Annotated in this window: 14 protein-coding genes; 12 read left to right on the top strand and 2 right to left on the bottom strand. The window is 53.9% G+C overall.

The annotated features are described in order from the left end of the window. Positions 1-2 precede the first annotated feature (2 nt). From RTY00_RS09920 to RTY00_RS09890, 7 genes are all read left to right on the top strand, one after another. Complete coding sequence (locus RTY00_RS09920) at positions 3-776, top strand: ABC transporter permease (protein ID WP_312664308.1); 774 nt, start codon at positions 3-5, stop codon at positions 774-776. Further along, positions 769-1,635 carry an ABC transporter ATP-binding protein gene (locus RTY00_RS09915; protein WP_312664307.1) on the top strand — a complete coding sequence of 289 codons (867 nt, stop codon included), beginning with the start codon at positions 769-771 and terminating at the stop codon, positions 1,633-1,635. Before RTY00_RS09920 ends, RTY00_RS09915 begins: the two co-directional genes overlap by 8 nt. Continuing rightward, the gene (locus tag RTY00_RS09910) at positions 1,632-2,396 is read left to right on the top strand and encodes an ABC transporter ATP-binding protein (protein ID WP_312664306.1); all 765 of its coding nucleotides are present in this window, start codon (positions 1,632-1,634) and stop codon (positions 2,394-2,396) included. Before RTY00_RS09915 ends, RTY00_RS09910 begins: the two co-directional genes overlap by 4 nt. 16 nt (positions 2,397-2,412) lie before the next feature. Next, complete coding sequence (locus RTY00_RS09905) at positions 2,413-3,699, top strand: MmgE/PrpD family protein (RefSeq protein WP_312664305.1); 1,287 nt, start codon at positions 2,413-2,415, stop codon at positions 3,697-3,699. 140 nt (positions 3,700-3,839) lie between these two features. Beyond that, positions 3,840-4,550, top strand: coding sequence for an SDR family oxidoreductase (locus RTY00_RS09900; protein ID WP_312664304.1), 711 nt, complete (start codon positions 3,840-3,842; stop codon positions 4,548-4,550). A gap of 140 nt (positions 4,551-4,690) precedes the next feature. Continuing rightward, positions 4,691-5,134 carry a hypothetical protein gene (locus RTY00_RS09895; RefSeq protein WP_312664303.1) on the top strand — a complete coding sequence of 148 codons (444 nt, stop codon included), beginning with the start codon at positions 4,691-4,693 and terminating at the stop codon, positions 5,132-5,134. Positions 5,135-5,139: 5 nt separating this feature from the next. Next, positions 5,140-5,685 carry an RNA polymerase sigma factor gene (locus tag RTY00_RS09890; RefSeq protein ID WP_312664302.1) on the top strand — a complete coding sequence of 182 codons (546 nt, stop codon included), beginning with the start codon at positions 5,140-5,142 and terminating at the stop codon, positions 5,683-5,685. A gap of 28 nt (positions 5,686-5,713) precedes the next feature. On the opposite strand, the gene RTY00_RS09885 is transcribed toward RTY00_RS09890, so the two are convergent. Then, positions 5,714-6,625 carry an MBL fold metallo-hydrolase gene (locus tag RTY00_RS09885; RefSeq protein WP_312664301.1) on the bottom strand — a complete coding sequence of 304 codons (912 nt, stop codon included), beginning with the start codon at positions 6,623-6,625 and terminating at the stop codon, positions 5,714-5,716. 242 nt (positions 6,626-6,867) lie between these two features. On the opposite strand from RTY00_RS09885, the gene RTY00_RS09880 reads away from it, so the two are divergent. The 5 genes from RTY00_RS09880 to RTY00_RS09860 all read left to right on the top strand — a co-directional run bounded on the left by RTY00_RS09880 (position 6,868) and on the right by RTY00_RS09860 (position 11,862). Then, complete coding sequence (locus RTY00_RS09880) at positions 6,868-7,197, top strand: gamma-glutamylcyclotransferase family protein (protein WP_312664300.1); 330 nt, start codon at positions 6,868-6,870, stop codon at positions 7,195-7,197. 191 nt (positions 7,198-7,388) lie between these two features. After that, entirely contained in the window at positions 7,389-8,183 is a 795-nt protein-coding gene (locus tag RTY00_RS09875; RefSeq protein WP_312664299.1) for an MBL fold metallo-hydrolase, read from the top strand. A gap of 91 nt (positions 8,184-8,274) precedes the next feature. Beyond that, complete coding sequence (locus RTY00_RS09870; RefSeq protein ID WP_312664298.1) at positions 8,275-9,075, top strand: MetQ/NlpA family lipoprotein; 801 nt, start codon at positions 8,275-8,277, stop codon at positions 9,073-9,075. A gap of 297 nt (positions 9,076-9,372) precedes the next feature. Further along, positions 9,373-11,241, top strand: coding sequence for a low affinity potassium transporter Kup (kup, locus tag RTY00_RS09865; protein ID WP_312664297.1), 1,869 nt, complete (start codon positions 9,373-9,375; stop codon positions 11,239-11,241). A gap of 315 nt (positions 11,242-11,556) precedes the next feature. Further along, on the top strand, positions 11,557-11,862 hold the full coding sequence (locus RTY00_RS09860) for a DUF1471 domain-containing protein (RefSeq protein WP_008106813.1): 306 nt from the start codon (positions 11,557-11,559) through the stop codon (positions 11,860-11,862). A gap of 18 nt (positions 11,863-11,880) precedes the next feature. Here the strand turns inward: RTY00_RS09860 and RTY00_RS09855 are convergent. Continuing rightward, the coding region (locus RTY00_RS09855) for a LysR substrate-binding domain-containing protein (protein ID WP_312664296.1) at positions 11,881-12,257 on the bottom strand (377 nt) is incomplete at its 5' end.

Genomic DNA, 12,257 nt, shown 5'->3' with positions numbered 1-12,257 from the left:
TGCTGGTGTTACTGGTGATTATCGCTGCCGCGCTGCTGGCACCGTGGATCGCCAGCCACGATATCTACGCACAAAATCTAGCGCTGCGCCTGCAACCCGCCAACGCTGAACATTGGCTCGGCACGGATGAGCTGGGCCGCGATATCTACAGTCGCCTGCTGTATGGCGCGCGCATCACGCTGTATATCGCCGGGCTGACCGCCTTGATTATTACGCCGCTCGGGCTGCTGGTCGGCACCACCGCCGGTTATCTCGGCGGTTGGGTCGATACCGTTTTGATGCGGCTGGTGGATATTTTCCTCGCCTTTCCCAGTCTGATTCTGGCGCTGGCGTTCGTCGCCGCGCTTGGTCCCGGCATCGAGAATGCCATCATCGCGATTTCGCTCTCATCGTGGCCGCCGATTGCGCGTCTGGCGCGCGCCGAAACGCTGGCCATCCGCAAAATGGATTACATCGCTGCCGTGCGCTTACAAGGCGCATCGTCGTGGCACATCATCGTGCGCCATATCGTGCCGATGTGCCTGCCTTCCGTGGTGGTGCGCGTCACGCTCAATATGGCGGCGATTATCCTCACCGCCGCAGGACTCGGTTTTCTTGGCCTCGGCGCACAAGCGCCGAGCCCGGAATGGGGCGCGATGCTGGCTTCCGGCCGTGAATTCATGCTTAACAACGGCTGGGTTGCCGCCATTCCCGGTTTAGCCATCCTGTTCACCAGCCTTGCCTTCAACCTGTTGGGTGATGGCCTGCGCGACGTAATGGATATTCGCCATGACTAATTCCCTGCTTCAGGTCAAGAACCTGAATATCGTGTTCCGCAGCGCGCACGGCGAACAACACGCGGTGCGCGACGTCAGCTTTCAGGTCGGTCGTGAAAAAGTGGCGATCGTCGGCGAATCGGGCTCAGGCAAGTCACAAACCTGCCGCGCATTGCTGAAGCTGACGCCGAAAATCGGCCACGCCAGCGCCGATCAGATGCAGTTTGGCGATATCGACCTGCTCAGCTGCAGCGAAAAACAGATGCGCACTATTCGCGGCAATCGCATCTCAATGATCCTGCAGGATCCTCGCTTCTCACTGAACCCGCTGATGCGCATCGGCGATCAGGTGGCGGAAGCCTGGCGGCTGCATCGTCGCGTTAGTAAAAGCGAAGCACGCCAGCGGGCGCTGGCAATGCTGGAATCGGTGCATATTCGCGATGTCGAGAGCGTCGCGCAGCGCTATCCGCATGAAATCTCCGGCGGCATGGGACAGCGCGTGATGATTGCCATGATGCTGATCCCCGAGCCGGATTTGATCATTGCCGATGAACCGACGTCGGCGCTGGATGTGACGGTGCGCCAGCAGGTGTTGAGCATTCTCAACGAGCAACTGGCGCGCCGCCAAACCGGGCTGCTGTTTATCAGCCACGACCTCAATCTGGTCTCACGCTTCTGCGATCGCGTGTTGGTGATGTACGCCGGGCGCATCGTCGAAGAGATCCGCGCCGACCGCCTCGAACAGGCGCAACATCCCTATACGCAAGCGCTGTTAGCCAGCCAGCCGCGTTTGCATCAGCCGGTTGAGATGCTGCGCGTGCCGCTACGTGAAGCCAGCTGGCTTAACGGTCCCTGCTACCGCGATGGAGTGGCGCTATGAATATGATCCCAACGGCAGAACGCAGCATTGAACTGGTCGATCTCACCATCGCTTTCGGCAGCGGAACGCGTCGTCGTCAGGTGGTGGATGGCGTGAGTTTTACGCTGGCGCACGGCGAAAGTTACGGGTTGATTGGTGAATCCGGCTGCGGCAAATCGACAATTTTGCGCGCGCTGGCCGGCCTTAATCACGATTATCACGGCCATATTCTGTTCAATAACCGCGAGCAGCAGCCACAGCGCGACAAAGCTTTTTACCGCCAGGTGCAGATGGTGTTTCAGGATCCGTATGCCTCACTGCATCCGCGCAAAATGGTGTGGGGCAGCCTGCGTGAACCGCTCAAGCTGCACGGATTGGATCGCCATGAAGCGCGCATCAGCGAGGTATTGCACGCGGTGGGGCTTTCCGATGCCTTCCGCTATCGCTATCCACATCAGCTCTCTGGCGGACAGCGGCAACGCGTGGCGATTGCGCGCGCGTTGATTCTTGAGCCCTCGGTGCTGCTGCTGGATGAACCGACGTCGGCGCTGGATGTGTCGGTGCAAGCGGAGATCCTCAACTTACTCAGCAACATGCGCCGCCAGCGTGGGCTGACCTACCTGATGGTGACGCACGATTTAGCCGTAGTTACGCATCTGTGCAGCCGTATTGGCATCATGCATCACGGCAAACTGCTGGAAGAGCTGAGCGCCGACAACGTGCGGCAAGGGCTGACGCAGGAAAACTACACGCGTGAGTTTCTCGCGGCCAGTGAGGCCTGACTTTGAGGATTCGATCATGACACTTATTGAAACCCTGGCGCATTGGTGCGCCACGCCGCCCGCCTTTTCGCCTCGCGCACGCCAGCTAGCCTGCGATGCCATTGCCGATACTCTTGGCTGCATGGTCGCGGGACGCAATGATTTCTCAACCCGCGCGGTGCTGCAAGCCTGGCCCGAACAGCCGCGCACCCGCTCGCTGGATGCGCTGTTTAACGCCACCGCCGCGCACGCCATCGATTATGACGACAACTTTGCACCCGGCATGAGTCACGCCTCGGCAGTGCTGGTGCCCGCACTGTTGGCGGTGGCGCAACAATGCGACGGTGCGCAACTTATCCGCGCATACCTGATTGGCCTACAGGCGCAGGCCTTTGTGGGCGAGTCGATTGGCTATCAGCACTACACCGCCGGCTGGCACGGCACATCCACCGTCGGCTGTATCGGCAGCGCGGCGGGCGTTGCGGCGCTGCTGGGCATGGATGCGGCGGGCATTGCGCGCGCACTCAGCATCGCGGTGAGTCTCGCCAGCGGTGTGAAAGGACAGTTCGGCACGTCGCTCAAACCCTTTCATGCCGGAATGGCCGCACGTAACGCCGTCGATGCCGCGCTGCTGGCGCAAACCGGCATGCAAGGCCGCGCTGATATCATCGAATGTGCGCAGGGTTTTGCCGAGTTGTACGCTGGGAAACTCAGTGTTTCCGCGTTGCCTGGTGAAAATGAACATGTCATTGAGCGCGTGGGCGTGATGCCGAAAAAGCATCCGTGCTGCGGTTCAACGCATCGCATTCTTGACGCGATTGCCGATTTGCAGCAGCGCCAAACGCTAGCACTGGACGATATCGAAAGCGTGCATTGTCAGGTGGGGATCGCCAATTGGCGCAACCTTGCCTACACGCAGCCGCAGGATGAAATGCAGGCGCGCTTCTCGATGCAATATTGTGTGGCGATGATGCTGGAAAAAGGGGCGCTGAGCGTCACTGACTTTACCGCGCAAAGCGTGCGGGCGCAGACGGATAACGCGCTGATGGCAAGTATCAGCATTTCGCCATGGACGACAGAACAGGAAGCGGAAAGCCGCGATTTACCGCACATTCTCACATTGCGCTTTAAAGATGGCCGCGAAGTAGTGCATTCACGTCGGCATGCGCGCGGCGCGCACGATGAACCTTTTAGCGCAGTGGAGCGCGAGGCTAAATTTCATGACTGCTGCGCGGATCTGCCCAACGCTGGGAATATCTATCAGCAACTGATGCAGCTCGAACAACAGCATGATTTGGGGTTTATGCGTGAGTTGATGGTGTGATTTTTTTGATATTGGTCGCCATAAATGGCGACCCTACAACGAATGCGCATTCATGCGCACCAGGTAAACATAGTCAGTTTAGGCATTTGCCTGCAGCAGTCCTTTTCCTTAGCTTGAAATCATCAACAGGAGAGGAACTTATGACAGCATCAGCATTACCGGTGGCGATTGTCACCGGCGGCAACAGCGGTATTGGCCTGGAAACCGTGAAGTTATTGGCAGCGGATCATCAGGTTTACGCCATCGGTCGCAATCAGCAAACATTGCAGGTTTTGGAACAGGTCACCAACGTAATTCCGCTGGCGCTGGATATCACGGATTTTGCCGCTGTGGCCTCGTTCACCGCCACGCTGGATCGGGTTGACGTGCTGGTGCATTCGGCAGCGATCTCGATACTCAGCACCACCTTCTCCGCCACGCCAGAACTGTGGCAACAGCACCTGAATATTAACGTCATCGCGCCTGCTGAACTCACGCGTTTAACCTTGCCAGCCCTGCGCGCCTCGCAGGGCAAGGTGGTGTTTATCAACTCCGGTTCTGGGACGCTGGCGTTAGCAGGACACGTTATTTACTCCGCCTCGAAATTTGCTCTCACCGCGCTGGCGCATGCGCTGCGTAGCGAAGAGAGCGAACATGGCGTGCGAGTCGCGACAGTCGCGCCTGGCCCAACCGATACGCCGATGAATCAGGCCTCGCGTGCCCGCGCGGGCAACCATGCGCCGATCAATCCTCTGGAATATCTCGATGCAGCTTCAGTGGCACGCGCCGTACGCTTTATCGTGGACAGTCCGGAAGATACGCAAATTGCAGATATTGTAATTAGACCACGGAGGGATAAAGCAAAACGCTGATTCTTCAACAAATAGTCTGTAATTCGAGGCTGCCATCCGGCAGCCTTTTTCTTTTTTTAAATTTTTTAGCAATATTCTCACCGCTCATTCGTCTACCTCATCACCAGCAGTTATCCGTTAATCTAATGAGGACAAAAACAATGAGAGATTTTGATATGCACAGACACGGTCATCGTGATCACTTTGGCGGTCATCGCCTGGCGAAGCCGCTGCTGATGGGCGCGGTGATCATCGCCGCTCTGGGCTTACTGGTGATGTCGCTGTGGAATGCGTTGCTGCCCGACATTATCGGCGTGAAAAGCATCGGCTTCTGGCAGGCACTGGGTTTGCTGGCATTGTGCCGCATCTTGTTTGGCGGTTTGGGATTCCGTCCTGGCATGTTTGGTATGGCACGTCGCCGCATGCATGAACGTTGGATGCAGATGACGCCGGAACAGCGCGAAGAGTTTATGCAGCATCGCCGCAATCGCTTTGGTCATCGTGGACACCACGATCGTTGCGACTGGCATGGTCGTCGTGATGAGCGAGGCGAAGCGCGCCCACAACCGGAGAATAGCCCGCCTAAATCCAGCGACGCCGAGTAAGCGAGATGCCGCAGAATTCACTGCTGATGTCGGCAATCACCGCCTGTCGCACCAAGCTAAATGCATTTATTCGCGGACGAACCGCAGTGCGTGAAGATGCCGACGACATCTTGCAGGAAGTCACATATAAGCTGATGCAGGTGGAGCAGCCGGTGGAGAATGTCGCCGCCTGGCTGTTCCGGGCGGCACGCAATGAAATGACCGATCGGGCACGGAAAAAGCGTGAGCTGCCGCTGGCCGATTTTTTCGGCGGCAATGAAGAAAATGATTTCCCGGAAGATGAGCTGGCAGAAACTTTATTTGGCGTGCCGCAAACGCCGGAAGATGAATATCTCAAAACGTTGTTGTGGGAAGAACTGGAGGCAGCATTAGCCGAATTACCGGACGCGCAGCGTGAAGTGTTCGAGAAAACCGAACTAATCGGCTACAGCTATAACGAACTGGCTGAAGAGAGCGGCAGCAGCGTGCAGACGTTATTATCGCGCAAGCACAAAGCGGTTTTATTTCTGCGCACGCGACTGCGCAACCTGTATGACGAAATAACCGGATAACCCGATTGCCTGGCAATCGGGCCTCTTTTTACCACCACGGTTTCTCTTGCTGCGGCTGCAAAAATTGCACGCCCTGCCCGATCTGCGGCATCGACACGTTAATTTGCTGTTCCTGCGCCAGCGCCACGATTTGATTAAGCGGTTCGTTCCATTGGTGGAATGCTAAATCGAAAGCGGCATTGTGAATCGGGAACAGCCATTTCGCGTTGAGATCGATAAAGGCTTTGATGGTGTCTTGCGGCAACATATGAATATCGGCCCAGCGGCGGTCGTACGCGCCGTTTTCCAGAAAAGCCATATCGAATGGTCCAAATTTATTGCCGATCTGTTTGAATCCGTCGAAATAACCAGAATCCCCGCCAAAGAACAGGCGAAAATCATCGCTGATAATGCTCCATGAGCACCACAAACGTTTATTGCTATCGAAAATTCCACGGCCAGAGAAGTGCTGCGATGGCGTCGCAACAAAATGAATGCCGCCGATATTCTTTGATTCCCACCAATCCAGCTGGGTAATTTTCTCCTGCGCAACGCCCCACGATAGCAGCAAATCGCCCACGCCAAGCGGCGTCAGGAAATAACGCACACGATCTTTGAGCTGCAGAATGGTGTGATAATCCAGATGATCATAATGATCATGCGAAAGAATGATCCCTTCGATTGGCGGTAAATCTTCTAGCGCTATTGGCGCAGGCTGGAAGCGTTTGGGACCAAACCACTTAAACGGCGACGCGCGCTGGGTAAATACCGGATCGGTCAGCCAATATTTCCCCTGCATTTTAAACAGCAATGAAGAGTGACCAAGGCGAAATACGCTGTTATCCGCCGCCGCTGCAAGCTGCTGCGCGTCGAGTTGTATTAACGGCAGCGCAGCTTCAGGAGCGGTGTTTTTCGGTTTATTAAAGGCAAAATCCCAGAATAGTTTGGCGAATTCAGTCAATCCTAACTGCTGGCGTGGGATCTTATTGTTAAACCTTTTGCCATCAAACTGAGCGGATTGCGGGTAGCTTTTTATATTGCAGCGAGAAATGCTCGAACTATTCAACATTGATCTTTTACCTCTCATCGCGGGTCCTTCAGAATAGCCACTTTTAAGGCATCGCACATCGCATATTGGGCGATTGATGACATCGTCATCGCCGATAGGTAAAGTCACTCTTTTGCTTGATTTTACGAGGGAAAATGAAACGTTTATTTGTTTACGGTACGCTGCAGCCAGGCCATTCGAATGCGCATATTCTGGAAAACATCGGCGGCGAATGGCTGGCGGGATCGGTTTCTGGCACCTTCTATGAACGCGGCTGGGGCGCAGCAGCGGATTTCCCCGGCATTGTGCTGCAGGAAAACGGCCCGCGCGTGCCGGGTTATCTGTTTATGTCTGACATGCTTGAACCGCATTGGCCGATGCTGGATGAGTTTGAAGATGGCTATGATCGGGTGGAAGTTGATGTCACCACCAGCAATGGCGAGCTGATCACGGCGTGGATTTATCAGTTGCAGCCGCAACTTTAGCTTCACAGCCCGATTTCGTAGGGTGCGCATTCATGCGCACTTGGTCACCATAAATGGCGACCCTACGGAATGCCCACTTTCCTCTTACACCCCAAATGCGGTGCGACGCCCTTAATACAATCGATGGTGATCTGCGCACGTCCTGATTTCGGCTTCTAGAATGAATCTCAAATAGAAGAGAGGAATGCAAGATGATCAAAATCTGCACGGCATGCGGCACATCGTACGATGAGCAACAGAATAAAATCGAACACTGCAAAATATGTGAAGACGAACGGCAATTTGTGCCTGCCAGCGGGCAAAAATGGACTTCACTGAAAAGCCTGCAATCCACGCATTGCAATAAATGGCAGCAACATGCTGCCAACTTATTTAGCCTACAAACCGTACCCAACTTCGCCATAAATCAACGCGCATTTCTGCTGCAAACGCCGCACGGCAATATTCTGTGGGATTGCATCGCTAATTTCGATGAAGCCACTAAAGCGATTATCACCGCGCTAGGCGGTGTTCACGCCATCGCTATTTCGCATCCGCACTATTACAGCACCATGCAGGATTGGGCGGCGGCGTTCGATGCGCCAATTTATCTGCACGCCAACGACAGTGAATGGATTATGCGCGAAAGCCCGCATATCTCGATCTGGCAACATGACGAGCTGGAAATTGTGCCGAAGGTGAGGTTGATTCGTCTCGGCGGACATTTTGCCGGCGGCTGCGTGTTGCATTGGGCGCAGGATGGTGGCGTGTTGCTGAGCGGCGATATTGTGCAAGTCACGCCCGGCGCTAATGCGGTGTCGTTTATGTGGAGCTATCCAAATATGCTGCCGTTATCAGTTACTGCGGTGAGTGATATTACACATCGGCTGGCGGCACTAAAATTTGCTCGCCTTTATGGCGCATTTGAACAGCGGGAAATTCTCGCTGATGCGCAGCAAATCGTGATGCAGTCGGGCGAGAAATATATTGCCCGCTTGAACGCCTGAACGAATTGTAAGCAAACGCGCCGCAGATGGATGTACAGACGTCTAAACATCCATTATAGTCCGTTCCCTACGTTAAGAGGGGATCTGCGCAATGAAGAAAATTTTACTCACGACTCTGCTGGCTGCTTCCGTGGCGCTACTTAGTGGCTGTAATAAAAACGATGAAAATCAAATCAAAGTGGCCATTAACACCGGACCTGATCAGGCGCTGTGGGATACCGTGAAGCAAGTTGCGCACGACAAATATCAGCTGGATGTCGATGTGGTGGCCTTCAATGATTACGTGCAGCCGAATGAAGCGCTGTTCAACAAAGATGTCGATGCCAACGCCTTCCAGAGCCTGCCTTATCTGGAGATGCAATCCAAAGAGCGCGGCTACCACTTCGCCGTTGTCACCAACACCTTCGTGTTCCCGATTGCGGGTTACTCGCGCAAGATTAAATCGCTCAAAGAATTACCGGATGGCGCCACCGTGACCATCTCCAACGAAGCCACCACCCTTGGCCGCAGCCTGCTGCTGTTGCAGGCGCAAGGTTTAATCAAAGTGAAACCGGAAGCGGGCCTGCTGCCAACCACGCTGGATATCACCGATAATCCGAAGAAGCTGAAGATTGTTGAAGTCGATACGCCGCAGCTGGCGCGTACGCTGGACGATCCACAGGTGTATATTTCGATCATCAACAACAACTTCGCCGCGCTGGTGAATCTCTCCGCCTCGCGTGACGGCATGTTTATGGAAGGCAAAGCCTCGCCTTACGTGAATGCGATTGTGGCGCGTGAAGATAATAAAGACAGCGCCAACGTGCAGAAGCTGAAACAGGCTTTCCAGTCGCAGGAAGTGCTGGATAAAGCTAACGAGATCTACAAAGGCGATATTATTAAAGGCTGGTAATTTACGGTTTAATTAAGCCTATGTATGCCGGTGCGCATCAATGCACACCGGCAAACCACTGTAGGGTCGCCATTCATGGCGACCGTGACAAGCATAACTTCATCTATCCTTCCACTGCTTCCCGCGTTAATCAGCTAAGCTCAGTTCATAAAATAAGCGCCATATAAAAATGGTGTAAAAATATCGGTCATTGGCGTAAAAATGCTGTACGTAAATTAGCCTGCCACTGTTCGCATCGGTCGCAAACAGGTATGTTCGCCCTCATTAGCCTCAACCCTGATAAAACACAGGAAATCTATGAGTCAGAGTGAAAAACAGTCCTTGCCTGCTGGCATGCTGGCGGCCGCGGGGATCGTGTTTGGAGATATCGGCACCAGCCCGCTGTACACCCTCAAAGAGTGCCTCTCCATTTTGCCTAACGGCGCGATCTCCACTACTGCGGTTATGGGGTTTTTATCGCTGATTTTCTGGGCGCTGACGCTGATCGTGACGCTGAAATATGTCTGCTTCGTGATGCGTGCCGATCATGATGGCGAAGGCGGCGTGTTAACGCTGATGTCGCTGGCACGCCAGCATGTCGGGCCCAAAGCATCGCATATCATTGTGTTAGCGGGCTTGATTGGCGGCGCGTTCTTCTATGGCGATGGCGTGATCACTCCGGCGATTTCGGTGCTGTCGGCGATTGAAGGTATCGAAGTGGTGTCGCCTGAGCTGGATAAATATGTGGTGCCGCTGGCGGTGGCGATTCTTACGCTGCTGTTCATCATTCAAAAACACGGCACCGAAAAGGTCAGTAAAGTGTTCGGCCCGGTGATGTTTGTCTGGTTCGTGTCGATTGCTCTGCTGGGTATTCGCGGCATCTTGCTCAATCCTGAGGTGCTGTATGCACTCAACCCTTCGTATGCGCTGACGTTCTTGCTCAGCCACAAAGCGTTGTCGTTTGCCGCGCTCGGCATGGTGGTGCTGGCAGTAACCGGTGCGGAAGCGCTGTACGCCGATATGGGACATCTGGGCAAAGCGCCAATTCGCATGGCGTGGCTGGTGATCGCCATGCCCGCGCTAGTGCTCAACTATTTTGGTCAAGGCGCGCTGGTGATTGCCGATGCGCAGGCCATCAATAACCCGTTCTTTAATCTCGCGCCGGGCTGGGGACAGATTCCGCTGATTGTGCTGTCTACGCTGGCGACGGTGATTGCGGCGCAATCGGTGATTAGCGGCGTGTATACGCTGACGCATCAGGCGATTCGTCAGGGATTCCTGCCGCCGATGCGCGTCATTTTCACATCGCATACTGAATCCGGCCAGATCTATATTCCGGTGGTGAACTGGCTGCTGTTTGTGGCAGTAACGGTGATTGTGCTGGCGTTCCGTCAATCTTCTGCACTCTCTTCGGCGTACGGCATCGTGGTGACCGGCACCATGGTGATTACCGCTTGTCTGGCGGGTGTGGTGGCGCTGCGTAACTGGAAGTGGCCGCTGCCGGTGGCGCTGATTTTCCTGCTGTGTATGTTGAGCATTGATGTGCCGCTGTTCAGCGCCAACCTGATGAAGCTGCTCTCCGGCGGTTGGGTGCCGGTGCTGCTGGCGCTGAGTATGATGGGATTGATGCTCATTTGGAGCAGCGAGCGTAATCGCCTGATCCGCAAACTGAATAACGATCCCGAAAGCCTGCAGGCGCTGGTGCGATCGCTGGAAACCAATCCGCCGAGTCGCGTAGCTGGCACGGCAATCTTCCTCTCACGTAAAGAGCATGAGATTCCGCAGGCGCTGCTGCACAACCTCAAACACAACCGCGTACTGCATAAACGTGTGGTGCTGCTGCATATCCGCACCACCGATATCCCGCGCGTCTACAACCAGAAGCGCCTGAGCATCACCCAGTTGTCGCCGTCGTTCTGGCAAGTAACCGCCGCTTACGGCTGGCGCGAGACGCCATCAATGGCAGAGATCCTGCATCTGTGCGGGCTGGAAGGATTTGGTTGTACCGTCAATGAAGCCTCGTTCTTCACCTCGCACGACACGCTGGTGATGAAGAAGAGAAAAGGTTTGATGCGGGTTAAAGGCGGTATTTTCCACTTCTGCCAACGCAATGCACAGCGCGCGCATGAGCAATTTAATATCCCGCCGAATAGGGTCATCGAACTGGGCGGGCAGCGCGAGTTTTAGTCGGTCGCCATGAATGGCGCACCTACAAAATCCCGTGAAATAACCGTAGGGTCGCCATTCATGGCGACCTTATTTTTTCCGCCAAATGTAACCAGATGCAAAAATAGTCGCGTAAGTTTGAATGAGTTGTGGCTGAATCTTTCTTAACATCTAATTAGCAATTAAAGCTAAAACGCTTTACCTGAAAAGGTGTTTATTAACTTCACAGGCAATGATCACCTGTCGTGAACATTTAGGGTTTAAGCGCATTATCAACAATTGAAAGATTCGTAGCTGCGGCCATGGGTTCAGCGACTATTTGCGAGGAGTATCGCCATGAAACAATTAATTAATGACGTAATATCTATTTTCACACCGCAATCTGTTAAACCCGTTTTAATTCGCGCTGATTTAACTCATCGCGAACTTTCATCAATTCATCCGGTAGGATTTACTTCCGTAAGCTGGGCGACCTCAATGGAAGAGCTGAATGACGCCTTTGTGAAGAAAGCCGTTGCTGCCGGCGCGGTGGGTTATCACATTACCGAAGTGGAATCACACGAACCGGCGCACGATGGTCAACATATCATGGCGGCTACCGCGACTTTGTATCATATCAATAGCAAAGTGGCTTATGGCTAATGTTTAATTTATTAGAATTTACAGCCTGCCCTTCATCATCGGCAGGCTTTTTTCTGCAAAATAGTCAGCGAGAAAATCAATAAACACTTTAATACGCGGCGATTCAGAAGCACGTTGCGTGTAAACCGCCCAAACATTCGCTTCCTGATACCACTGCGGTAAAACGTGCACCAATTTATTTTCGCTTAAATAAGGTGCGACATCCCAGGCCGATCGCAACGCAATGCCATGCGACTTTAAAGCCCAATTCAAAATCACTTTCCCACTATTCGATGAGTAATGACTATTCAGACGACAAACGATTTTATTTTCGCCATCGGTTAATGCCCAATGGCCAAAGGTGTTGTTATTTTCATTAATAATAAGACAGCTGTGATCGATTAAATCATCCAGCG

Origin of the sequence: Pantoea sp. CTOTU49201 (genome assembly GCF_032054795.1) — a bacterium.
Classification (GTDB): Bacteria; Pseudomonadota; Gammaproteobacteria; order Enterobacterales; family Enterobacteriaceae; genus Pantoea; species Pantoea symbiotica.
This window is presented reverse-complemented; position numbering and strand designations above follow the sequence as displayed.